The following is a 25,966-nucleotide window of genomic DNA, read 5'->3' on the forward strand; positions in this document are numbered from 1 at the left end:
CTCGTTAACTTAGCTCAGGTTACTTACCGAGATTAGTTGAAGTTGCTAAGTTATTTAATTTATATAAATTATCACCCAAAAGAATAATCGTGTTATGAACGAGCAAGCGATCTTCGAGCATATCAAACAAGCATTAGATGATGCGCCACGCAATCAGTACACCACTGAGTTGCATCTGCAAATGATCAAATACGCAGATAGCTTAAAAAGCATCACTGCTAAAGAGTTTTGCGAAGGCGTTGGCCTAAAGCCCAGTCTTGGCACTGAATTTTCTAAAATGCGTAATCTCACTCACCGTTTAAAAGCCGCAGGCTTAAACACCGACTTGCTCTAACCGCTCAGGCACAAGAATTTAAAGGAACACACATGGCAATTAAAAAGACAGAGCTTTATTCATCACTATGGGCAAGCTGTGACGAACTACGTGGCGGCATGGATGCCAGCCAGTATAAAGACTACGTGTTAACCATGCTATTCATGAAGTACGTCAGCGATAAATACAAAGGCGACCCATACGGCATGATAGTTGTGCCAGAAGGCGCAAGCTATGACGATATGATCGCCGCCAAAAACGATAAAGAAATTGGCGATAAAATCAATAAGATCATCGCAGCCCTTGCTGAAGAAAATGACCTTAAAGGCGTAATAGACGTTGCCGACTTCAACGATGAAGACAAGCTCGGTAAAGGCAAAGAAATGGTAGACCGCCTAACCAAGCTAATCGGTATTTTCCAAGGCTTAGATTTAACTTCTAACCGTGCTGGCGGTGATGACCTATTAGGTGACGCTTATGAATATCTAATGCGCCACTTTGCTACCGAATCAGGTAAATCTAAAGGCCAGTTCTATACGCCTTCGGAAGTGTCACAAATCCTCGCCAAAGTGGTGGGCATTAAGGAAGACACACCTCAAGATGCCACCGCCTACGACCCTACGTGCGGTTCAGGTTCTTTGCTTTTAAAAGCCAGCGACCAAGCGATGCGTGGTTTAACCCTATACGGGCAAGAGATGGACAACGCGACTAGCGCACTTGCCCGTATGAATATGATCTTGCATAACAACACCACGGCCAAAATTTGGAAAGGCAATACACTTTCTGATCCGCAATGGAAAGATGCCCCTAACCAACTCAAAACATTTGATTTTGCGGTTGCCAACCCGCCATTTTCAAATAAAAACTGGACCAGTGGCCTAACACCAGAAAACGATTTATATAACCGTTTTACTTGGGGCATTCCACCAGAGAAAAACGGTGACTACACCTTCTTACTGCACATTATCAAAAGCTTAAAAAGCACAGGTAAAGGCGCGGTGATCTTACCGCACGGTGTATTATTTCGTGGTAATGCTGAAGCCACCATTCGTGAAAACCTCATCAAACAAGGCTACATCAAAGGTATTATTGGTTTACCTGCTAACTTGTTTTACGGTACGGGTATTCCTGCTTGTATTATCGTGATTGATAAAGGACACGCGCAAAAAGCCATTTTTGAATCAAGTGGTAGCTTTAACGAAGGTGATGAAGCACTACCAACTGTATCAGGTCGCCCAATCTTTATGATTGATGCCAGCAAAGGTTTTATCAAAGATGGCAATAAAAACCGCCTGCGTAGCCAAGACATTCATAAAATTGTTGATGTGTTTAACAAAGGCTTAGAACTTGAGCGTTACAGCCGTTTAGTCGAAATTGATGAAATTGCCGCTAACGACTACAACCTTAACATCCCGCGTTATATCGACTCATCTGAGCCAGAAGATTTACACGATTTAAGCGCTCATCTGCAAGGTGGCATTCCAAACCGTGACATTGATGCCCTTGAGCATTACTGGCAGGTGTTCCCTAGCATTCGAGCAACTTTATTTAAACCGGAACGTGAAGGCTATAGCCACGCACTGGTTGAAGCAAGCCAAGTTAAAAGTACTATTTTGGCTCACCAAGAATTTAAAGACTTTGCTGCTCGTAGCCTATTGCCATTTAAACAATGGATACCAGAAGCAAAACTTAAAGAGATTAAAGTAGGCGATAACCCGAAAAACGTTATCTTTAACATTTCAGAAAATTTATTAAACAGCTATGCCAATAGTGACTTATTAAGCAAATACGATATTTACCAAATCCTGATGGATTACTGGGCTGATACCATGCAAGACGATGTGTATGTATTGGTACAGGACGATTGGCAAGCAGGTAATACCCTTCGTGAACTTATTGCTAAAAAAGGCGAAAAACTCAAAGAAACACCGGATTTAATCATCAATAAGAAAAAGTACAAAGCCGAGATTATTCCACCTAGCTTAATCGTTGCCCGCTACTTTGCTGACGAACAAGCTAAGGTTGATGCCCTGCAAGCCAAACAAGACGAAGCCACCCAAGCGCTTGAAAGTTATTTGGAAGAACATGGCGGTGAAGACGGTTTATTAGTTGACGCCCTCAACGATAAAGACAAAATCACCAAAGCCAGCGTTGCGGCTAGAACAAAACTAGCAACCGATGCTGGTGAAGTTAAAGCGCTGAAACAAGCTACCAAGCTGTTTAACGGTGAAGCGGCTGCGAAAAAAGCAGTGAAAGAAGCGATCGATGCCCTCGATTTAGCGGTATTCAACCAATATCCGAAACTCACTATTGATGAAATCAAAGCCCTGATTGTCGATGACAAGTGGCTAGCCACATTACAAACCAATATCGTTAGTGAGATTGAACGTGTTACTCAACAAATGGCAAACCGGGTTAAACAACTGGAAGAGCGCTATAGCACGCCATTACCAACCCTTTCTAAATCAGTGGATGACCTTAACGATAAAGTCGCAGGCCACTTAAAAGCAATGGGTTTGGAGTGGTCGCTATGAGTACGTTAAACCAAGAAATTCCAGAAGGATATAAGCAAACTGAGGTTGGCGTTATTCCTGAAGATTGGGACTGTGTAACTCTTGGAGATTTAGGAGATATTGTTCGAGGAGGTTCACCGCGCCCTGCGGGTGATCCCAAATACTTTAACGGTAACTATATTCCTTGGTTAACGGTAGCTTCTCTAACTAATATTCCAACAAGTAAACAGGAAGTAACGTCAACATTAACAAAGCTTACAGAACTAGGCTCAAAACAAAGCCGTGTCTTGGACGCTGGTACATTAATCATTTCCAACAGTGGTGCAACACTAGGGGTTGCGAAAATTTTAGGTTTAAAGTGCTGTGCAAACGATGGAGTTGCAGCAATCATAAACCAGAAGAAAGGTAATAAATCATTTATTACTCATTACATAAATACTCAGACAAAAAGACTTCATGATGATGTAGCTACTGGTAATGGGCAACCAAATTTAAACACTGACCTGATCAAGCTGATTCCTACCCCTTTTCCATCAGAGTCAGAACAAACTGTAATTGCTAATGCCTTATCCGATGTGGATGCGTTATTAACAGAATTGGAAAAGCTGATCGCGAAAAAACAAGCGATTAAAACCGCCACCATGCAGCAACTGCTGACAGGTAAAACCCGTTTACCGCAATTCGCCACATACACCGAAGAAGAATGGCAGGCCAGACACAAACATTCGTCTGGAACGAATGTTAACGTCGGAGCTTGCGACGACGGCTCGCAGAGCGGAGGCATGGACAGCCGACGTAAAGGCACAAAAACCAGCGAACTAGGCGAAATCCCTGAGGATTGGGATGTAAAAACGTATGGTGAAGTATTCTCTTTTTTAACAACAGCTTCAAACTCTAGAAGTGATTTAAGCGAAGAAGGAGATATTGGTTACATTCACTATGGTGATATCCATACTAAATGGAATTACTTGCTTGATATAACTAAAACAGGTTTACCACATATATCCAATGAAAAAGTTACTAGCGCTGCCTTTCTAAAAGATGGTGACATTGTAATGGCTGATGCGTCTGAGGATTATGAAGGAATTGGTAAAAGTGTTGAAATTACAGGCATTGGTGAGAAAAAAGTTATTTCAGGACTCCATACATTCCTGCTTAGAGATAAAAGTAATGTTTTTTCAGAAGGCTATAGAGGCTACCTACATTCGATATTGGCAGTTAAATCTATCTTTGATCGATTAGCTACGGGCTTAAAGGTGTATGGTTTATCTAAATCAAATCTAAAGGACGTACCACTGCCAGTACCGCCCAAAAAAGAACAAACCGCCATCGCCACTATCCTCTCGGATATGGATAACGAAATCCAAACCCTTGAACAGCGCTTGGCGAAAACCCGCCAAATCAAACAAGGCATGATGCAAGAGCTACTCACAGGCCGCACACGATTACCGTTCGAACAGGCCGAAAATTTGGAGGTTGCCAATGCCAACTGAACAAAGCCTTGAGCAGCTTTGCGCTCTGTTAAGAGAGTTGTGCCATCTGCCCGATGAAACCGAGTGGGTGGAGTTCAAGCACAATGTCGATGTTATAAAAATTGGCGAATATATCTCAGCGCTCGCCAACTCTGCGGCCCTGCTGGGTAAGCAAAGCGCTTATCTGGTTTATGGCGTTGACGATAAAACCCACGAGGTGATTGGCACAAGTTTTAAGCCCTCAAGCCAAAAACACAAAGGGCAAGAACTGGAAAGCTGGTTGCTGCAAAAAACAGCACCCAAGATTCATTTTCAATTTTATGAATTTACCCACTCAAATGATCGGTGTGTGGTCATTTTAGAAATTCAGGCTGCCGCACACACGCCCGTGCAGTTCGATGGGACAGAGTTTATCCGCGTCGGTTCTTACAAGAAAAAGCTCCGGGACTTCCCCGAAAAGGAGCGAGCGCTGTGGCGTGTATTCGACCATACGCCCTTTGAACAGCAGCTGGCGGCCGAAAACTGCAGCAGCGAAAAGGTTCTGAAACTCATCGACTATCCCGCCTATTTTGATTTGGTGGGATTGCCCCTGCCGGAGGGGCGTCAGGGCATTTTAAGTGCGCTCGAAGCCGATCAACTGATCACCGCCACGCAATCGGGCAACTGGCATATTACTAACCTGGGCGCGATACTATTCGCCAAAAAACTGCAGGATTTTCAGCATCTGGCCCGCAAAGCGGTTCGCCTTGTGCAATACAAGGGCAACAGTCGGGTCGAAACCGTGCGCGAGATAATTGGCAACAAGGGCTATGCCGTAGGTTTTGAGGGGCTGATTGATTACCTGAAAACCTTGTTGCCTTCAAATGAAGAAATAGGTAAGGCCTTTCGCAAGGAGGTGCCCATGTATCCAGAGCTTGCCATACGTGAGTTGATTGCTAATGCCATTATTCACCAGGACTTTGCGTTAACTGGCACTGGGCCTATGGTTGAGTTGTTTGAGTCTCGCATGGAAATCACCAACCCGGGCGTTCCGTTGGTAGATACAGATCGCTTTTTAGACTCCCCGCCTCGCAGTAGAAACGAAGCCTTGGCTTCTTTTATGCGGCGCATCAATATTTGTGAAGAGCGGGGAACGGGAATTGACAAGGTTATTTTTCAAACCGAGCTTTATCAGCTGCCCGCTCCCCTGTTCGAAGTAACGGATCAACACACTCGCTCGGTATTGTTCGGTCACAAAGAATTTGCCGATATGGATAAGGAAGATCGTATTCGTGCCTGCTACCAACACTGCTGCTTAAAACATGTTAATCGCGAGCACATGAACAATAAGTCGCTGCGCGAACGCTTTGCCATCGAAGAAAAAAACAGCGCTATGGTCAGCAGAATTATAAAAGACACAATAAAAGCCAAACTGATTAAACCTTATGATCCGGATGCGGGAACCAAGGCAATGAGGTATGTCCCTCATTGGTACTAATTTGCTTGACCGTTGCTTGACTGAGTCAAAAAAAACATGAGTGCGACATGGGTGATATATTGGTAACACATTGTAAAAACGGTATATTTTATCTTTGCTGTTTGCTTGATTCGTAATGAAATAAGGATATTAAATGAGTAATGTCGGTCAATTAGAACGAAAAACCCAAAACCGAGTGGTTAAGTTTTTTAAAGAACAACTTGATTACGACTACTTAGGTAATTGGGAATACCGAGAAGGTAACAGCAATATTGAAAAAGACCTGCTCACTAAATGGCTTAAAGGTCGCGGAATTTCTGATGCTCTGATTACCCGTACATTACGCCAACTCGATACTGCCGCAGCCCTTGGCGAAGGTAAAAAGCTCTTTGATGCGAACAAAGATGTTTATCGCCTACTCCGTTATGGCGTAAAAGAAAAAGAAGGTGCTGGTGAACAAAACCAAACCGTGTGGCTGATTGACTGGAAAAACCCAGAAGCTAACGACTTTGCCATTGCTGAAGAAGTTACCGTAAAAGGTGAGCTGAAAAAGCGCCCTGATATCGTGATTTATGTGAATGGCATCGCGCTTGGTGTAATTGAATTAAAACGCTCTTCAGTATCAGTCAGCGAAGGCATTCGCCAAAACTTAGATAATCAAAAGAAAGCGTTTATTCGTAACTTCTTTACCACTATGCAGCTCGTAATGGCGGGTAACGATACTCAAGGTGTCCGCTACGGCACAATTGAAACGTCTGAAAAATACTACCTTGAATGGAAAGAATGCGCAGGTAAAGAAAACCCCAACCCACTACCAGCAGGGGATATAAAAACAGAAAACTTACTCGACACTCATATCGCACAATTGTGCGATAAAAAGCGATTCCTGCAACTCATTCATGACTTTATTGTGTTTGACGCTGGGGTAAAGAAAACATGCCGACACAACCAATACTTCGGCATCCAAGCGGCACAGAAACACGTTCAAACGCACGAAGATGGTATTATCTGGCACACGCAAGGTTCAGGTAAAAGCTTAACGATGGTTTGGCTTGCCAAGTGGATACGTGAAAATGTAACGGATTCACGGGTGCTAATTGTTACTGACCGAACCGAATTAGACGAACAAATAGAAAAAGTATTCTCTGGTGTTGATGAAGAGATCTATCGCACCAAAAGCGGACGGGATTTGGTTGCCACGCTTAATCAACCTAACCCTTGGTTGTTCTGCTCACTGGTACATAAGTTTGGTCGAAATGGCGAAGCTGTTACCGAAGAAGACGATGATGAAGCGACAAAAGACTACCTTGAAGCGTTAACCAAAAACCTACCAAGTGACTTTGCGGCAAAAGGTAACTTGTTTGTGTTTGTTGATGAGTGTCATCGAACTCAATCGGGTAAACTGCACGAAGCAATGAAGGCCCTATTTAGTATGGGAGAGGGGCCTGAAGCCATGTTTATTGGTTTTACCGGTACACCACTGATGAAGAAGGACAAGAAGAAATCCTTAGAAGTTTTTGGCCCTTATATTCACACCTATAAATTTGATGAAGCCGTAAGTGACGGTGTGGTCTTAGATCTTCGATATGAAGCAAGAGATATTGATCAACACTTAACATCTGAGAAAGGCGTTGATACTTGGTTTAATGCTAATACCGAAGGCTTATCTAACCTTGCCAAGATGCAGCTCAAACAAAAATGGGGCACCATGCAAAAAGTGCTCTCTAGTAAGTCTCGACTAGAACGTATTGTGATGGATATATGGCTTGATATGAAAAGAAAGCCTGCACTGATGTCTGGTAGAGGCAACGCCATGTTGGTGTGTGCCAGTGTCCATCAAGCCTGCATGGTTTATGAGATGTTTTCTAAAACAGATCTTGCTGGTAAATGTGCAGTAGTAACCAGTTATCAGCCTGCGGCTAGCACAATAAAAGGCGAAGAATCTGGTGAAGGGTTAACCGAAAAGCTGTTTAAGTATGACACTTATCGCAAGATGTTAGCTGATTACTTTGAGCAAAGTGAAGATGAAGCCGCTAAGCGTGTTGAAGAGTTCGAAAAAGCGGTTAAAAAGCGCTTTATTGAAGAACCGGGGCAAATGCGCCTGCTGATTGTTGTAGATAAGCTGCTCACTGGCTTTGATGCGCCTTCTGCCACTTACCTTTATATCGACAAAAAGATGGCTGATCACAACCTATTTCAGGCCATATGCCGAGTTAACCGATTAGATGGTGAAGATAAAGACTACGGTTACATTATCGACTATAAAGACTTGTTCCGATCACTTGATAAAGCTATTAAAGATTATACAGCCGAGGCGTTTGATGGCTACGATGCTGACGATGTTAAAGGACTTTTAAAAGACCGCTTACAAGAATCTCGTGCTGATTTAGATAATGCGCTGGAAGCAGTAAGAGCGTTATGTGAGCCAGTAAAAGCACCAAGAGACATCAAAGACTTCCAACATTATTTTTGTGGTGAGTCTGGTGTTGAACCTAAAGATGAAAATGAGCGCACAGAAAAAGAAGCACTGCGTTTAACTCTATATCAATCGGTAGCTAAGCTCATCCGCGCTTACACTAACCTTGCCAATGAAATGGAGCAAGCTGGTTACACTTTTGAAGAAGCTGAAAATATTAAAAAGGAAGTCGCGTACTTTGAGAAAGTACGAGATGAGGTAAAGCTTTCCAGTGGCGATCTACTCGAAATGAAGCGGTTTGAGCCTGCGATGCGTCAGTTACTTGATATGTATATTCGAGCTGATGACAGTGAACAGCTTATGGATTTTGAAGAGTTGGGGTTGATTGATCTAGTTGTAAACAATAAGGGCAAAGGCTTAGAAGGTTTACCAGAAGGCTTACGGGACAACGAAGACGCAATGGCAGAAGCTATTGAGAATAACGTAAGAAAAACTATTGTTGATGAAAACCCAGTAAACCCTAAATACTTTGACAGCATGGCAACGTTGCTCGATGAAATTATTAAGCAACGCAGAGAGGAAGCGATTAGTTATCAAGAATATCTTGAACAAATTAAAGCTCTCGCTAAGAAAGTGGTAAGCCCAACAGAAAACACGACTCAAAACTACCCTGCTTCTGTAGATACGCCAGCCAAACAGGCAATTTACGACAACTTCGGTAACGATGAGGTACTTACAACCAAAATTGATACTGCTGTTCGCTACACTAAAAAAGCTGATTGGCTTGGTGATCGATTTAAAGAGCGTGAGATAGCTAACGCAGTGCGAGAAGAAGCGGCAAGTTATGACATCAATATTGTTGATGTTATGGAGCTAATTAAAGCTCAGAAGGAATACCATTAGTGCGCCATACCAAAAACAATGCTCAAAGCATTGAAGTGGTTCGTATTGGCGATATTGATGTAGAACTAAATCGCAGAGCCATTAAAAACATTCACTTAAGCGTACTGCCGCCAAACGGCAAAGTGCGTTTGTCTATCCCCAACGATACGAGTGACCAAAAAGTCAGGCTTGCTATCGTTAACAAACTTGCATGGATTAAGAAGCAGCAAGCTGACTTTGCAGGGCAAGAACGCCAATCAATTCGTGAAATGGTGAATGGAGAATGCCATTACCTTTGGGGGAAGAAATACCGTTTAAAGCTTGTTGAGGCAAAAGGTAGATATAGTGTTTCTGCAAAGGGAAATGGCAATTTAGTGTTAGCGGTTGCAGAAAATACGTCAACCGACAATAAACTAAAACTGCTAAACCGTTTCTATCGTGATGAAATGCAACGCGCACTTGAAAAACTCTTGCCCAAATGGGAAAACAAGCTTGGAGTAAACGCAAATTCATTTAACATCAAAAAAATGAAAACCAAATGGGGAAGCTGCAATATTCAAGCTAAGCGCATATGGCTTAACCTCGAACTTGCTAAGAAGCCACCAGAATGTATGGAGTTCATCCTTGCACACGAATTAGTTCATTTACTAGAGCGCCACCATAATGACAGATTCCGCTCTCTCATGGACAAACATATGCCTAACTGGCGTGAACGCAGAGATTTACTTAATAGCTTGCCTCTGGCTTATGAAGACTGGAGTTACTAGGGTCTGTTGATCTTTGCTGTTCTATTTTTGTTCTCTTTGAGCGTGCTTTTATCGCGGCGCTCGATGTGTGGCCTAGTAATCTAAGCGAATATTGAGCAACAATGAGAAAAGTGCGCTCAAAAGAACCGTTCGGCAGCACTTGATTGGCTTTTCTACTGTGTTATCGGCTGGCTCACATAGAATAACTATGCCACGCAGCCTCTGCCTTGTATAAAACCCAATCAAACTGCTGCAAAAACGAACTTGAAAGGTCAACAGACCCTAATAAGAGCCTCAATGAGACAAACTAACCTATAATCTCATTTCTATTAAATTGTCTCTTTACTATTAGACTGTCCTCTTTTGAATAGCAGAATACAATCAACACGCCTGGCCGCAGGCCCAGCCGCAGCTCCACGCATATTGGAAATTATAACCGCCGAGCCAGCCGGTGACGTCGGTGACTTCGCCGATAAAGTAAAGCCCTGGGCTTTGCTTTGCTTCGAAGGTTTTCGAGCTAAGCTCGTCGGTGTCCACTCCGCCCAGGGTCACTTCGGCGGTGCGATAACCTTCGGTGCCATTGGGCTTAATCTGCCAGCGGTGAAGGTAGTTGCCTAACTCGTTTATCTGGCTGTGGCTTAACTGGTTTACATTACAATCAGCAATAGCGTTCGTCTCGTGCAACATCTCCACAAATCGCTTCGGTAAGATGGTGGCCAGGGCATTTTTTAGCGACTTCTGCGGGTTATCTTGACGCTGCTGAGCTAACCATTGCTCAACACTCAGATCGGGTAAAAGGTTAATAGTCACCGCTTGGCCGGCACGCCAAAACGAGCTTATTTGTAAAATAGCGGGGCCCGACAAACCGCGATGAGTAAAGAGTATATTTTCTCGAAACTGCGTGTTGCACTCACTGCTGACTTCACACTCCACACTAATCCCAGAGAGACCATCGAAACGGTCTTTATCGTGCTGGTGCAACGTAAAAGGCACTAAGGCCGCCATAGTCGGTAACACCTTTAAACCGAATTGTTCAGCAATTTTATAGCCTATTGGCGTCGCGCCTAGTTTCGGCATGGTTAGGCCGCCAGATGCTACGACCAGAGATTCACACGCATAGGTTTGCGTACTGGTGGTGACCACATAGCCCTGCTGTGCTTTTTCAACACTGATGACTTCACTGCGCAGCTGCACATGAACGCCCGCCCACTGACATTCGGTCATAAGGATATCGACAATATCTTGCGCACTGTTATCGCAAAATAACTGCCCCAAGGTTTTATGGTGATATGCCAGGCCATGACGCTCGACTAGGTCGACAAAATCATGCTGAGTGTAGCGACTAAGACAGGATTTAACGAAGTGGGGATTATTGCATAAATAGTTATGAGGACTGGCATGCTCGTTGGTAAAGTTGCAACGCCCGCCGCCGCTGATAAGAATCTTACGTCCGGGCTTTTTGCCCATGTCGACGATCACCACATTGCGCCCACGATACCCTGCTTGTGCAGCGCACATAAGCCCCGCAGCGCCAGCGCCTATAACCAGTACATCGACTTGTTGCATCACTTATACCCACATCAACATAAAGCTGCATTATAACAGCTGAATATAACTCAGCGACAGCAACTTTACCCACTTATACGGCTCGATATAACTTTTTGTACCAGTTTTATTTCAAAATATTATTTTAACAATGTTCACAATACCTTTACGATTGTCCCCTCATTTGATCCAAATCAAATGTAAAAATTCAACAAAAGGGATACCTTATGACAACCACAAAAACCCCTCGCTCATTGAGCGTCAAGAAAACCGTTTTAGCCTTGGCAATTCCAATGGCGCTAAGCACCACTTCAGCCTTAGCAAATGATCTTCAAGAAGTTTCTGTACCAGCCCAAGCGACCATGGCGCAAACGCAAGCCAAACTGCAAGGCCAATCGTCCCTAGGTACTCAATTCATCATAAAATACAAAAATATACCTGAATTTGGTGTTAACAGCCCTGCTACAGCGGCAAATGCCAATCTTCGTGCGCAAAAGTTTGTAAACAACTTTAAAAATAAAGGCCTAGCTCGCGCTCAATACGTGCGTGAAATGGCCATGCAAAACCACCACGTTATTCGTACAGACAAAAAGTTAAGCGCCCAAGAAGCTCAGCAGTTTATGCAAAGCATGGCGTCGAGCGGTGAAATCGAATACATCGAAATTGACCAAATGCTACAACCATTTGCTACGCCGAGCGATCCGCGCTACAGCGATCAGTGGCATTACTTCGAGCAAACAGCTGGCATTAACTTACCTAGTGCGTGGGATAGCGCAACAGGTGCGGGTGTCACCGTAGCCGTGCTTGATACTGGTTATCGTCCACATGCCGATTTAGCTGCTAACCTTCTTGCTGGTTATGACATGATCTCTGACACCTTTGTTGCTAACGATGGCGGCGGTCGTGACAATGATGCACGCGATCCAGGTGATGCAATCACCGCCAACGAGTGTGGCTACACTCATGGCGCGCAAGGTTCTAGTTGGCACGGTACACACGTGGCAGGAACGGTTGCAGCCGTTGCTAACAATGGTGAAGGTGTAACGGGTGTTGCTTATGACGCCAACATTGTTCCAGTTCGTGTTCTTGGTAAATGTGGTGGTTTAACGTCTGATATTGCTGATGCAATCGTATGGGCGTCCGGTGGCAGTGTATCGGGTGTGCCTACAAACGGGAACCCCGCTGATGTTATCAACATGAGCTTAGGTGGTTCAGGCTCTTGTAGCTCAACTACGCAAAATGCGATTAACCAAGCACGCGCTAACGGCACGGCCATTGTAGTGGCAGCTGGTAACGATAACGACAACTCTGCCAACTACAACCCAGGTAACTGTAACGGCGTTATCAATGTCGCTGCGGTAGGTCGTGACGGTGGTCGTGCATACTATTCAAACTACGGCAGCAACATCGATGTTGCAGCTCCTGGTGGTGCACAAAGCTTTGCAAACGACCCTGAAGGGATTCTTTCAACCCTAAACAGCGGTTCAACTTCACCGGGTAGCGACAACTACGCCTACTCTCAAGGCACTTCAATGGCTGCGCCGCATGTTGCCGGTGTTGCTGCCTTGATCAAAGAAGCAAAACCTGCTGCTACGCCAGATGAAATTGAAAATATTCTTAAAGCAACCACCAAGTCTTTTGGTGCAACGTGTAATAACTGCGGTACAGGTATCGTCGATGCAGCAGCAGCGGTTGCCGAAGCAGGTGGCAGCACGACACCACCACCAACTGGCGATAATGAGCTTACTCCTGGCCAAGCAGAAACAGGCCTAAGTGGTGTGCGAGGTTCTGAAACCATCTTCACAATGACCGTTCCTTCAGGTGCGCCGAACGTGACCTTCACCACCAGCGGTGGTAGCGGTGACCTCGACATGTATGTGAAAGCAGGTAGCGCCCCTACAACTTCAAGCTATGACTGTCGTCCATACAAAAGTGGTAACAACGAAGTATGTAGCATTGATAACCCAGCAGCAGGCACTTACTACGTGATGCTACGTGGTTATAGCAGCTACAACAATGCCAGCCTACTAGGTGAGCTAACTACTTCAGGTGGCGGCACTGGCGAAGGTGGCGGCGGCAGCGTTACAGACATCTCTGCAAGCTCTGGTCAATGGAAACATTACACCCTAGAAGTACCTGCAGGTATGAGCACACTAGACATTGATATGTCGGGTGGCACAGGTGACGGTGACCTTTTCGTGCGCTTTGGCTCACAACCAACAAGCAGAAGCTACGATTGCCGTCCTTATAAATCAGGAAACAATGAAAGCTGTAGTTTCAGCAACCCACAAGCAGGTACTTGGCACATTAGCATTAATGCGTACCAGACCTTCTATGGAGTTACGCTAAACGCACAGTACAACCCGTAAGCAACCCTACGAAAACACCAAGGGCCGCTATTGCGGCCCTTTTTTTATTTATTTTCGCGTGTTTTACAGATTCGCCAGAACCTGCTCTGCACTTGAAACGCCAAATTGCTTGTCTTGCTCAACAAATAACTGCGTCACGACCCCATCGTCAACCACCATGGCATAACGTTTCGAGCGTATGCCACCAAAACCAGCGGTGTCTTTGTCCAAGCCAATGGCTTTGGTGAAACTGGCATCACCATCAGCTAGCATGGTGATCCCCCGCGCACCTTGCTGCTCACCCCAGGCTTTCATGACAAAGGCATCATTCACCGATAAACAGATGATGCTGTCTACACCTTTGCTGCTAAACTGCGCTTGATGAGCAATAAAGCCAGGAAGGTGCTTAGCCGAGCAAGTGGGGGTAAACGCGCCTGGCAGAGCAAACAGTACAACCTTTTTGCCAGCAAAAAGCTGCTCTGTGCTGGGGTGGGTCATTCCTTGCTCATCAAGGAGGGAAAAAGTGGCAGAAGGGAGCACTTGGCCTTGGGCTATCATTATTTATTTCCTCTTTTAAACGGGGTTAAGCCGATTGATTATCAAGCCCTAGGCTAGCACGAATACTTTGCATTTGTTGCTGCAGGCTCAGGTGAATATCTTTAACCCGGGTATCCGATGCGCTAATTTGCGTTTGCATATCTTGCATGGAGCGCTCGAATTCAATCAACATATCACGCTGGCGATGCGCATAGTCGGTTGCTTGTGCCGCCACTTGGTTAGCATGCTCTGCGCTTTGAGAGATATCTTCGGCGTTACGCTTAAGCTCTTCGGCGTTGTCTGTTTGTGCTTGCGCTTGCGTTGCCAACTCGCCAATGTGTTGTGACACGCGCTGCGAATTAGCACTTAAGCTATTGAGTTGGGCGTGAGTATCGCCCAAAGAAGCTTGTGTTTGCTGCGCCAGTTTACGCACCTCATCGGCCACGACAGCAAACCCTCGGCCATGTTCACCAGCACGAGCCGACTCGATAGCAGCATTAAGCGCCAGCAAATTGGTTTGCTCGGCAATGGTATTGATCACATCCAACACCTTGGAGACATCCTCAACACCAGCGAGTAACTGATTAAGACTTTGCATGCCTTGCTCAATACGTTGCTCGGTGGTCGACGAAGCCGCTAACATAGCATCGGCGAACCCTAAGCTTTGCGCCATGGTGGTCAGCGTATGCTGGGCGTTATCAGCCACTTGGCTATTCACTTCATTGACATCATCGCCAATACGTTGCACTTCACCGAGTAAGGTTTGACTGTGCGACGCATGTGCTGAGGTTTGCTCAGCACCACTGCGAATATGCTGCAGGTTATCGCTCATGTCACTCATAAACTCATTGATCACGCGCAGCATCTCTTGGCGCTCACGCACTTCATTGCGTTGGCGCTCAATCAGCTGGTTAAAGTAATCCGCAATTTCGCCTACTTCCGTTTCGCTATTTTTGCTTACTATGGGGTTAAGTTCGTTGCTTTCTATGAGTGTGGCGAAGCCGTCGCGCAATTGGCGCAGTGGGTTCAGCACTTGCGAGCGCTGCAACCAATATACCGCTGCAGCCAAAATAAATAACAAACCAATGGCAATGCCAAATACCACTAAAAGGCGTTGCTTGAGAACATTCTGAGCCGCGCGCAGCTGCTGTTCAGCATCAATAACCACATCAACGACACTGCTTACTTCTGTACGCAGTTGCATTATGCCCTGCTGGTGAATTTGACCTTGTTCAATGGTACTTTGCAAATCGCGCGGATAACGCTTTGGCCAGCTGCGGATCTCCGCTTTAATATCGCCGGCGAGGTCTTCAGGCTCAGCACCAAAAAACAGCTCGTCTTCATCTACTTCACTCATCACCCCGAGGTTTTCGGTATTTTCAATCTCTGCCGCTAAAGCATTGAGCTGCTTTACTGCTTGTTCAACCGCTACCTGTTTGTCGGCGCTATAACCTTGGTACAACGCTTGAGTTGCGAGGCTTAAATCAAGGACGCCTTGGTAATAATCTCCCGCCAACTCAATGTACCTTGAGGCACTGCCGCGCTTATCTTGCGGTGCTTGTTGGGCATAATTAATTAACGAGGTTGCCGAGCCCGCCATTTGCCGAAGTGCGTTATCTAATAACGCGGTTTCATTCCCAGAGAGCTTACCCAGAGCGCGATAATCGCCGTCAATGCCATCGAGCAGTACTTGCAAACGGGTATTGAGCTGGTGCTGCAATTGCGCCGACAACGAGGGCAAGTATTGATTTTGAATAGTTTCGATGCGCTGTTTGGCGTCTACCAGATTTTGCGCATCTCCAGTGCTTAAGTAGTCTTCGATGTCACCCGATAAGCCGATGATAATGTCATTTTTAAGAGCGCCATAGTGGGTGTTTTGTTGCTCCAAAGAGACTAAGGTTTTAGATGCCCACCAAAGTACAGCAACAAGCACCAAACTGGCTGTTGAGAGCAACAGTGCTACCAAACGAGTAAAAGTAGAAACACGCATAAAAAACCCCACCAATGCAAGTGGGGATAGCGTATTACCTATTTATGACAGTTGTATTAAAAAACACATATAGGGGTATTGAAGGCGCCACCGACTTGGTTTATTTCATGGCTGCATTCACATACACATCAAAGCGGTTTTTCTTGGTTTTTATTTGTGTGCTAGGCGTTTTACCTTCTAAAAACGGGGCGTAGTCAGGGCGCTTTACCACAACCCGTTTTGTCGCTAATGAAAGAGCCGGTGCTAATAACGCATCCGCGTCTTGATCATCCCCCACTAAGGTTTGAAATACGCGCATCTCCTTTTTTACCAAAGCCGACTTTTCTCGGTGCGGGAACATAGGATCAAGGTACACGACATCAACAGGCTGCTCACTACTGACAATCGGTAATAACTGCTGCGACGCGCCATGCTCTAAGCGCATACGCTCACGCATCCAAGGGCCAATTTCGCTATCCATGTAAGCCCGCTCTAGGCCATCGGCAAGTAATGCAGCAACCACAGGGTGGCGTTCAAATAGAGTCACTGTGCATCCAAGCGATGCCAGCACAAAAGCGTCTCTTCCTAGCCCTGCGGTGGCATCAAGAACATGGGGAATTGCGCCTTTGTTTAGCCCCACTGCTTTGGCAATCGCTTGGCCTTTGCCGCCACCGAATTTACGACGGTGCGCAGCGCCGCCGCTGACGAAATCAACACGAATAGGCGCGAGTTTTGGCTCATCCCGTTTCACCAAAGATAAGCCGTGTTCATCGTACTGAAGATAAAAAGTGTCGTTGTCGTTATACTCTGCTAGTTGAAAACGTGTTGCTAGGGTATCAACATAGCCTTGTGCCTGCGGAATTCGGCAATAGATTTGCACAGCTCGCTCCAAGAAATCACCAAGGCGCCCATAGTAACAAAAGTTCGTTATTCGCAGGGACTAAATTCCCGCCTAAAACAGCTCAACATCCGTTTGACTGCTGCACTGTTGTTCTGAAGGAGGTTGGGCGAACTGCTCAATATAATGAATTAGCTCATTGCGAATACTTTGTAACTGCGCTCCTTGAGTGGCAACTAGGCGCAATAACTCTTTTTCACCATGGGCCTCAAGCTTGTTCATTAACTGGCTTTCAAACGCCATAAACGCTTCACCAAATAATGCTGCGCAGCGCAGCGCTTGGTCACTGTTTTCCATATCCTGTAACTTCGCGTTCGTGGCCTCTAATAAATGTGGGAATAAATCTTTATAGCGCCCATACAACGCACTGTCATCAATGGGCATATTCTTTATTAATAATGACACTTTGGGGTAATTGATAATAGTGTTGTCGTCAAAATCAACGAAGCGCTCACCGTGGCGCTGTTGCAACAGTAGCTCCTGCTCTAGCGGACACTCTGCGCCATGGTTAGCAAAGAACTGATGCTCATCCTCGTGCCAAAACGCCACCACGACGTCGAGCCGCATTGGCTCAAAAAAGGCCAAAAAGTTGCGCGACAAGCTCGCTAAGTCATGAGTAGCAAACGACTGGCTAACAAAGCGCATAACACGTCCCATATCTCCCGAGTCAGTCATGGCCATTTCAGCGGTACTTTGAGCGCGATTAACTTCGTGTTCTAACTCCTTAGAGCGCTGTTTGTATTGGTACAAGACATCAATACGCGCTGCCAGCTCGTCACTGGCAAAAGGTTTAATAATGTAGTCATCAGCACCGGCATTATAACCGCGAATGCGTTCTTCTAAATCTGCACGACCGGATAAAAATAGTATGGGAATGCCTTGCGTAAGCTCATTATTTTTAAGTTCTTTACATACCGCATAACCATCCATTTTAGGCATTTCAACATCAAGCAAAATGATATCAGGCTGGTGCTTTTGCGCTTGACGTATGCCTTGCTCGCCGTTTTTTGCGTGGATCACCTGAGCAATCCCAGATAACGCTTCTTCCACTAGGTGGTGAATCACTTTGTCATCGTCGATGGTCAGCACTATTTTCGCCATTGGCCACTCGCATACTTAGAAAGTTACTATTAGCATAGTATGAGTGACTGATTTTGCGAGAGAAAGTGAGAGTTTTATAGGGGAGGAAAAGCAAACAGCGCCCGCAGGCGCTGTCAGTTGTATGGCTTAAGCCGCGATGCCACTGTGCCTAAGCAATGCGTCAACGGTTGGCGCACGACCACGAAAACGCTCAAATAGCACTGCGGGCTCTTCAGAGCCGCCTTTTTCCAAGATATTGGTTAAAAATGCACGACCGGTATCGCTATTAAAAATGCCCTCTTCTTCAAATTTAGAAAAGGCATCGGCCGAGAGCACTTCTGCCCACTTATAAGAATAATAACCCGCGCTGTAACCGCCGGCAAAAATATGCGCAAAACCATGCTGGAAACGGTTGAAACTCGGCGGCTGAATAACTGCCACCTGCTGGCGCACCTTATCGAGTATGATTTGAATTTCACTGCCCGCAGTGGGGTTGTAATCGGCGTGAATATGAAAATCAAATAACGAAAACTCGAGCTGGCGAACCATCTGCATAGCGGATTGGTAGTTCTTTGCCGCGAGCAGTTTTGATAGCAGCTCTTGCGGTAAGGGCTCGCCACTTTCATAGTGGCCAGAGATAAAGGCAAGTGCTTCTTTCTCATAGCACCAGTTTTCTAAGAACTGGCTTGGTAATTCCACCGCATCCCAAGCCACGCCGTTTATACCAGCAACAGCAGCGGCATCCACTTGAGTCAACATATGGTGCAGACCATGGCCAAACTCATGGAACAAGGTGACCACCTCATCGTGGGTAAACAGTGCCGGCTTATCCCCTATTGGGCGATTAAAGTTACACACTAAATAAGCGACTGGGGTTTGCAATTGCCCACCCAAGCGTATTTTTCGGCCCATGCAGTCATCCATCCAAGCGCCACCGCGCTTGTGCTCACGGGCATACAAATCAAGGTAAAAACGCCCGCGCAGCGTGTTATTGCCATCATAAATGGCGAAGAAGCGCACATCGTCATGATATGTATCGATATCTTGCTGCTCTTCAACACGCACACCAAACAGTTGCTCAACTGTTTTAAATAAACCACTGAGGACTTTATCTTCAGGGAAGTACGGGCGTAATTGTTCGTCGCTGATGGCGTACTTTTCTTGCTTTAGCTTTTCACTGTAGTAGGCATAATCCCACGCTTCGAGCTGATCAATATCGTGTTTTTCTTTGGCATAGGCACACAGCTCCTCTAGCTCTTTTTGCGCTTGTGGTCTCGACTTTTCCGCCAAGTCATTTAAGAAGCCAAACACTTGCTCAGTGGAGTCTGCCATTTTAGTGGCTAACGACATTTGCGCATAGTTTTCAAAACCCAATAACTGCGCCAATTCATGACGCAGTGCCAATTCCTCATCCATGATAGCGCTGTTGTCGTATTCACCGGCATTGGGGCCCTGATCGGACGCACGAGTAACGAACGCGGTGTAGGCCTCTTGGCGAAGTTCACGGTTATCGGCGTGGGTCATAATTGGCAGGTAAGAAGGAATATCTAATGTAAACAACCACCCTTCTAACTCTTTGCTCTGCGCTGTTTGCGCCGCCAAAGCCTTTGCTGATTCAGGTAAGCCAGCGAGTTGCTGCTCATCGGTAATATGCTTTTGCCATGCCAGTGTCGCATCCATCACATTATTACCAAACTTAGCGGCAAGCTCACTTAAGCGACTGGATATTTCGCCATAGCGTTTTTTATCACTGGCATTCAACGCGATGCCAGAGAGCTTAAAATCTCGTAAGGCATTATCAATAACTTTTTGTTGTGCCCTTGACAGCTGCGCGTATTCATCGCTTTGCGCTAAAGCAGTGTATGCATCAAACAACCCTTGGTGCTGACCCACATAGGTGCTGTATTCACTTAATTTAGGTAATACTTGGTCATACACCTCACGCAGAGCTTGAGAGTTTACCACCGAGTGCATATGCGACACGGGCGAAAACAGTCGACTTAGCTTGTCATCCGCTTCCTCCAGCGGCATCACTAACCCTTGCCAAGTAAAGTCTTTGCCAGCAAGCACTTGTTCAATGGTTTTCTTGCACTGCTCAATACCGTGCTCCACGGCTGGCACCACATGCTCGGGTTTGATCTTTGAAAATGGCGGTAAGCCCTCGAGGCCAATCAACGGGTTGGTCATAGTAATCTCTCATTATTCATTTAATACCTACATTCTTGGGGCGATGATGGAAAATGCAAGTGCAGATCCACCGCCTTATTTCTGCTAAGGTATGGCAATATAGTGATGACAACATCAGTTCATAGGAATAAAAAATTATGGCTCAACATTTTGATTATATTTGTATTGGCGGTGGTAGTGGCGGCATTGGCTCGGCAAATAGAGCGGCCATGCGTGGTGCTAACGTCGCGTTAATTGAAGCAACTCACTTAGGTGGCACTTGTGTGAATGTAGGATGCGTGCCTAAAAAAGCGATGTGGCATGGTGCCCAAGTTGCAGAAGCAATTAAGCTATACGCCCCAGATTATGGTTTTGATGTTGAACTAAAGAGTTTCAGTTGGAGTAAGCTGGTAGAAAGCCGTGAGGCCTATATTGGCCGTATTCACCAAGGCTATAACAAGTACTTGGCCAGCAACGGTGTAACTGTGATTAATGGTTTTGCCAAGTTTATTGATAGCAATACCGTAGAGGTGAATGGCGAGCACTACAGTGCCGATCATATCCTTATTGCCGTGGGCGGACGCCCTATTATTCCAAATATTCCTGGTGCTGAGTATGGCATTGATTCGAACGGCTTCTTTGAACTCACCGAGCAGCCTAAACGCGTTGCGGTTGTGGGTGCTGGCTACATTGCCGTAGAAATTGCCGGTGTACTGCATGCCCTCGGCACAGAAACGCACCTGTTTGTGCGCCGTCATGCACCACTGCGCAATTTCGACAACATGCTGGTAGAGACGTTAGTGGAGGTCATGAAAAAAGAAGGGCCAACCCTACATACCGAATGCTCGCCTAAAGAGGTGGTGAAAGAAAGCGATGGCAGCCTCACCATTCACTTTGAAAATGGCCACAGCCAAAATGTCGATGAAGTAATTTGGGCCATTGGCCGCACGCCTACCACCGATGCTATTAACGTTGCTGCTGCAGGTGTAGAGGTAAACGAAAGTGGTTATGTGAAGGTCGATGAGTACCAAAATACCACTGCCAAAAACGTTTATGCCGTTGGCGACATTATCGAAAATGGCATTGAACTCACACCGGTTGCAGTTAAAGCAGGTCGCTTACTCTCTGAGCGCCTTTTCAACCCAGAAATGCCTAATGCGAAAATGGATTATGACCTAGTTCCGACCGTGGTATTTAGCCACCCACCTATCGGCACTATTGGTCTCACCGAGCAAGAGGCCATCAACCAATATGGCGAAGAAAATATCAAAGTGTACAGCTCTACGTTTGCAGCAATGTATACCGCCGTCACCCAGCACCGCCAACCATGCGCAATGAAATTAGTATGCGCTGGCAGTGACGAAAAGGTGGTCGGCTTACATGGTATTGGCTTCACCGTTGATGAGATGATCCAAGGTTTTGCGGTAGCAATGAAAATGGGCGCGACCAAAGCCGACTTTGATGCCGTGGTTGCCATTCACCCCACCGGCTCAGAAGAGTTTGTTACTATGCGCTAACACGCTGAATCACTGATAACTTCTGGCAGGCTACTCAAAGTAGCCTGCTGCCCGAGCCCTTCCACAACACCCTATCTGCTGAGGCCATACAAACGCACTCTTGAAGGCTGTTCACCCTCTATAACATTCACCATGATAAAAACTTGCGTTAGCTCTTAATAGCGGGTACGTTATTTAAGCACGGCTTGATGACGTTAACCCGCAACTGACTCCGCACAACACACTTAACCTTTTCAAGGTGGCAGACACTTTTAACTAGAACAGGCGTGTGCTATATTTTAACGTTCTAGCAGGATGGCTAGAGGTAATGGAATACAACTTTAAAAGGATGATTAAAATGCCTGTCCCAACCCATTTAACAGCATATAACCTCTACAACACTTATAATTCAGTTCAAGATCAGCAAAAGTCGAACGCATTCGCTCGAGTTTTAAAGCAAAGCGAGAGTTTAACGGTGATTCAAATGAATACCGATGAATTCTTTGACTTTTATGTGTGTACCCTTTTAAAAATCGGCTTTTCGCGACTAGATATAGCCGATCTGTTTGGTAAAAGTGCTGAGCTTGGCAACCTCACCAAAGAGCAGCGCGACACAGCCTATGACTATATCAAAAAAGCGGTTGTTATGGCCCCTGCAATAGATGATATTAAAGTGCTCAAGGGAATGCTTCACGATATAATGAGTAAAGCGCGAATACTGTCTAAGTATCAAGTAAAGCGTTATGGTGGCTCAATCAGCGTGGTTATGAAGGGTAATTCACGTTTTGGACCTTTTCTTGCTGGTACCTGGTACATAGCAAAGAATCCAAAAGTGTTTAATATCGCAGCCGGCACTCAAGCAGCAAAAGGCGTGCTAAGATCAGGGTTTGTGATGACTTTGGTTTTATCGCCTGTGATTCGAGGTTTTGATCAATTAATGGATGATGAATTAACGTGGCATCACTTTGTAGTGGGTGTCGCTGTTGATTATGCAATCGCTTTGGCTTCAATAGCTACTGCTGCTGGAATTGTTTTTGCAGGCACATTTATTTTTGGTACCTCAATGGCTGCGGCTATACCGATGGCCGTTGTGGTCACGGTGAGCCTACTCTTTTCTGGATCCGCAACTTTCGTATTCAATGAACAAATTGAACACTTCGTTAAAAATACAGCTGATCTATTAGCTCAAAATGAAGAAGAACTCTTTTGGAGATTAAAAAACAAGAACATTATTTTAAAAATAGAGAACACCCCAGATGGATATGAAAAATTCATACACAACCTACTAGCCGTCCCGAACATAAGTGGGATATTTAAAAAGAACACATATTAGATTTAAAAATGAAAATATTCCAAGAAGAACCAATATTTAAAACTGGATTCACATATAAGGAAGTTGCAGGGCTAATAGTAACTGTTTTTTTTGCAATACCAGTGTTAATTTTAATTTCTAATACTTTAATAAATAAGTTTTTAGAAACAATATCTTTGTTAGAACTTACAGAAAAAGGTGAAATATTTTTTTTCTATGAAACTGGGCAATCTTTAGGGTTTATATTTTTCATTATCACTATATCTCTCTTTATCTTTCTGGCTTTACCTGTGTTTATAAACAGAAGGTTCAGCAAAAAAATTATAGGCTGGTCTTCGTTTATTGGCGCACTAGCACTATTGGTAGGTATAATAACTGCTCCCATCTCAAGTTTTTTAGTAGAGAGTTATATTGAAGAGGAAGGTTATAGCAGGTGTAGTTATTATTCTGGCAGTGGTTATAACCCTGCAGACTACTACGTCTTTGACTCGAAGTACTGTGTATCCGAAATCTCTGTTTTAACACATAAAGCACTTCCATGGTTTGAAGAAATGAACAAAAAGGGAGAGGTCGACTACGACGAGTTTTTGCTCAAAGTCGAGCAATGGAAAGCAGAAAGCCCTTTTTTTAAGGATGAATAGCCCAAATTGACAACTCTTTATATCTATCTGCTATAAAAAGCACCGAATGTCGCGCCTCCCAATGAAGTGACTTGAACCTGAGAACATTAATATGGATATTTTAAGTAAAGAGTCAGTTTTCACTTCCCAAACGCCTTTTAAAGAAGTAGCGCGCGGAATTTTATGTGGAATTTTCGCCCTGCCTATTTTGGTAATTTTATCAAAAGGAGTTTTTGATAAATTTTTAGAAACAATCTCATTATTAAAACTCGTTGATAAAGGTGAGATATTTTTTTTCTACGAGGCAGGACAATCTCTAGGGTTAGTCTTATGCATAATCACCATCATAATATTTATATTTTTAACATTACCTGTTTTTATAAATAGAAGATTTAGCAAGCCAATAGTAAGATGGTCATGCATTGTGGGCGGACTACCACTTTTGATAGGTATAATAACCGCTCCCATCTCAAGCTTTTTAGTAGAGAGTTATATTGAAGAGAAAGGTTATAGCAGATGTAGTTATTATTCTGGCAGTGGTTACAATCCCGTAGACTACTATGCCTTTGACTCAAAATATTGTGTATCCGAAGTCTCTGTTTTAATACATAAAGCACTCCCATGGTTTGAAGAAATGAACAAAAAGGGAGAGGTCGACTACGACGAGTTTTTGCTCAAAGTCGAGCAATGGAAAGCAGAAAGCCCTTTTTTTAAGGATGAATAGCCCAAGTTGAAAACTTCCTTGGTCTATCTGCTACAAAGTAACACTAAAGATCACGCCTCCCTATTTAGGAGGCTATAATCTGAGAATATTATTAGAATATGGATATTTTAAGTAAACGGCCTTTTATTGAGCCCGGCACCCCACCTAAAAAACTTGCATATATGATTGGGTGCACTATTGGCACATTAATAGCCACTACAGCAATTTCTTATGGATATATATACAAGTTTTTCGAGACAGTTGAATTGCTGAAGCTTGTTGATAAAGGCGAGATATTTTTTTTCGAAGAAGCTGGCTATACTCTTGGACTTATCCTTTGTATCACTCCAATGTTATCATTTGCTATAATGATTCTACCCACATTTATAAACCGCCGCTTTAATTCTAGCATCTCGCTAGGCGTGCTACTCATAGGCTTACTCGTCTTTCCAATAGGCTTAATACTAGCGCCCATTTCCAACTTTATCGTAGAAAGCTATATTGAGAGTCAAGGCTATGAAGAATGCTATTATTATTCAACTAGACGTGGGGGTAGAGGCTTCCCTCCAGACTACTACGTCTTTGATTCAAAATACTGTGTATCAGCGGTATCTAAGTTAAGAAATAAAGCATTTCCTTGGTTTGAGGAAGCAAATAAAAAGGGAGAAGTCGACTACGACGAGTTTTTGCTTAAAGTGGAGCAATGGAAGGCGGAAAGTCGAAGACTTAACAAATAATTATATTAGCAATTGATCTGGCCTGTCTGCTGTAAAATAGCACAAAGATCACCCTCCCCATCGGGGGAGCTAGAACCTGAAAATATTACTTGGACATGGATATGTTAAGTAGAGAGTCCGCTTTCAACTTTCAAGCTCCTTTTAAAGAAGTAGCTCGTGCGATTATATATGAAGCTTTTACTTCTCTTACCTTTTAGACAGCAGCAGCGCTTTATCAAAAGCATCACAATGACAAGCACCTAAATCCATTGATCGCTTGTTGTTTGTTTGCACAAGCTGTCGTGCTAGTCTGAGTAAAAACTCTAAGGATTTACTCATGCCAGATAAACAACAACAGTTTTTAGAACGCTTTCCGCACGCCTGTGAAATTAAAGTGGCTTGGGGTGATATGGATGCGCTACAACACGTCAATAACAGTATGTATTTTAAGTACTTTGAGATAGCGCGTATTGATTTCTTTGCGCAAGCGGGGCTGTTTGATCGCCTCGAGGCAGAGAAGATAGGCCCCGTACTGGCTGACAACTATTGTAAATACAAGCGCCCGGTTACCTTCCCCGACACCTTACTCATTGGAGTCAGCGTTAGCGAGATTGCCGAAGCAGGTTTTATGACTCACTACACGGTGTTTTCTTGTGCCCAGCAAGCCATTGTTACCGAGGGTCAAGCTCGAGTGGTGATGTTCGATTTCAAGACATCGCAAAAAGCACCATTGAGTGATACCTTACGTACATTCCTGCATGCGAATGAAAAAGGATAA

Annotated in this window: 19 protein-coding genes; 13 read left to right on the forward strand and 6 right to left on the reverse strand. The window is 44.7% G+C overall.

Going from position 1 to position 25,966, the window contains the following annotated elements:
* Positions 1–94: 94 nt before the first annotated feature.
* From EXT46_RS16620 to EXT46_RS16645, 6 genes are all read left to right on the forward strand, one after another.
* Positions 95–334: a transcription factor gene (locus EXT46_RS16620; RefSeq protein WP_130148611.1), complete on the forward strand. Its 240-nt coding sequence runs from the start codon at positions 95–97 to the stop codon at positions 332–334.
* Positions 335–366: 32 nt separating this feature from the next.
* Entirely contained in the window at positions 367–2,847 is a 2,481-nt protein-coding gene (locus EXT46_RS16625; protein ID WP_130148613.1) for a class I SAM-dependent DNA methyltransferase, read from the forward strand.
* A complete protein-coding gene (locus EXT46_RS16630) occupies positions 2,844–4,319 on the forward strand; it encodes a restriction endonuclease subunit S (RefSeq protein ID WP_130148615.1) in 1,476 nt (491 codons plus the stop codon). The genes EXT46_RS16625 and EXT46_RS16630 overlap by 4 nt, the downstream gene beginning before the upstream one ends.
* Positions 4,309–5,775, forward strand: coding sequence for an ATP-binding protein (locus EXT46_RS16635; protein WP_130148617.1), 1,467 nt, complete (start codon positions 4,309–4,311; stop codon positions 5,773–5,775). Before EXT46_RS16630 ends, EXT46_RS16635 begins: the two co-directional genes overlap by 11 nt.
* Before the next feature lie 133 nt (positions 5,776–5,908).
* A complete protein-coding gene (locus tag EXT46_RS16640; RefSeq protein WP_130148619.1) occupies positions 5,909–9,073 on the forward strand; it encodes an HsdR family type I site-specific deoxyribonuclease in 3,165 nt (1,054 codons plus the stop codon).
* Positions 9,073–9,819 (forward strand): SprT family zinc-dependent metalloprotease, encoded by a 747-nt coding sequence (locus EXT46_RS16645; RefSeq protein WP_130148621.1) that lies wholly within the window; start codon positions 9,073–9,075, stop codon positions 9,817–9,819. The genes EXT46_RS16640 and EXT46_RS16645 overlap by 1 nt, the downstream gene beginning before the upstream one ends.
* 360 nt (positions 9,820–10,179) lie before the next feature.
* Here EXT46_RS16645 and EXT46_RS16650 read toward each other — a convergent pair whose 3' ends face one another.
* Positions 10,180–11,364: an NAD(P)/FAD-dependent oxidoreductase gene (locus EXT46_RS16650; protein WP_130148623.1), complete on the reverse strand. Its 1,185-nt coding sequence runs from the start codon at positions 11,362–11,364 to the stop codon at positions 10,180–10,182.
* A gap of 206 nt (positions 11,365–11,570) precedes the next feature.
* On the opposite strand from EXT46_RS16650, the gene EXT46_RS16655 reads away from it, so the two are divergent.
* Complete coding sequence (locus EXT46_RS16655) at positions 11,571–13,712, forward strand: S8 family peptidase (protein ID WP_130148625.1); 2,142 nt, start codon at positions 11,571–11,573, stop codon at positions 13,710–13,712.
* Between the two features lie 63 nt (positions 13,713–13,775).
* Here the strand turns inward: EXT46_RS16655 and EXT46_RS16660 are convergent, their stop codons facing one another.
* The 5 genes from EXT46_RS16660 to prlC form a co-directional block, all read right to left on the reverse strand.
* A complete protein-coding gene (locus tag EXT46_RS16660) occupies positions 13,776–14,249 on the reverse strand; it encodes a peroxiredoxin (RefSeq protein ID WP_130148627.1) in 474 nt (157 codons plus the stop codon).
* Between the two features lie 25 nt (positions 14,250–14,274).
* On the reverse strand, positions 14,275–16,218 hold the full coding sequence (locus EXT46_RS16665) for a methyl-accepting chemotaxis protein (protein WP_130148629.1): 1,944 nt from the start codon (positions 16,216–16,218) through the stop codon (positions 14,275–14,277).
* 100 nt (positions 16,219–16,318) lie between these two features.
* Positions 16,319–17,077 carry a class I SAM-dependent methyltransferase gene (locus EXT46_RS16670; RefSeq protein WP_130148631.1) on the reverse strand — a complete coding sequence of 253 codons (759 nt, stop codon included), beginning with the start codon at positions 17,075–17,077 and terminating at the stop codon, positions 16,319–16,321.
* A 72-nt stretch (positions 17,078–17,149) separates the two neighbouring features.
* The gene (locus EXT46_RS16675; RefSeq protein ID WP_130148633.1) at positions 17,150–18,196 is read right to left on the reverse strand and encodes a response regulator; all 1,047 of its coding nucleotides are present in this window, start codon (positions 18,194–18,196) and stop codon (positions 17,150–17,152) included.
* Positions 18,197–18,322: 126 nt separating this feature from the next.
* A complete protein-coding gene (gene prlC, locus EXT46_RS16680; protein ID WP_130148635.1) occupies positions 18,323–20,362 on the reverse strand; it encodes an oligopeptidase A in 2,040 nt (679 codons plus the stop codon).
* Between the two features lie 137 nt (positions 20,363–20,499).
* Here prlC and gorA point away from each other — a divergent pair, with 137 nt between their 5' ends.
* The 6 genes from gorA to EXT46_RS16710 all read left to right on the forward strand — a co-directional run bounded on the left by gorA (position 20,500) and on the right by EXT46_RS16710 (position 25,966).
* On the forward strand, positions 20,500–21,858 hold the full coding sequence (gene gorA, locus EXT46_RS16685; RefSeq protein ID WP_130148637.1) for a glutathione-disulfide reductase: 1,359 nt from the start codon (positions 20,500–20,502) through the stop codon (positions 21,856–21,858).
* Between the two features lie 337 nt (positions 21,859–22,195).
* Entirely contained in the window at positions 22,196–23,170 is a 975-nt protein-coding gene (locus EXT46_RS16690; RefSeq protein ID WP_130148639.1) for a hypothetical protein, read from the forward strand.
* Positions 23,171–23,178: 8 nt separating this feature from the next.
* Positions 23,179–23,790, forward strand: a complete 612-nt coding sequence (locus tag EXT46_RS16695) for a hypothetical protein (RefSeq protein ID WP_130148641.1) — start codon at positions 23,179–23,181, stop codon at positions 23,788–23,790.
* A 91-nt stretch (positions 23,791–23,881) separates the two neighbouring features.
* Positions 23,882–24,493 carry a hypothetical protein gene (locus tag EXT46_RS16700; protein WP_130148643.1) on the forward strand — a complete coding sequence of 204 codons (612 nt, stop codon included), beginning with the start codon at positions 23,882–23,884 and terminating at the stop codon, positions 24,491–24,493.
* A 98-nt stretch (positions 24,494–24,591) separates the two neighbouring features.
* Entirely contained in the window at positions 24,592–25,209 is a 618-nt protein-coding gene (locus tag EXT46_RS16705) for a hypothetical protein (protein WP_130148645.1), read from the forward strand.
* 316 nt (positions 25,210–25,525) lie between these two features.
* Positions 25,526–25,966: a thioesterase family protein gene (locus EXT46_RS16710; RefSeq protein WP_130148647.1), complete on the forward strand. Its 441-nt coding sequence runs from the start codon at positions 25,526–25,528 to the stop codon at positions 25,964–25,966.

The organism is Pseudoalteromonas sp. CO325X, from assembly GCF_004208955.1.
Lineage (GTDB): Bacteria > Pseudomonadota > Gammaproteobacteria > Enterobacterales > Alteromonadaceae > Pseudoalteromonas > Pseudoalteromonas ruthenica.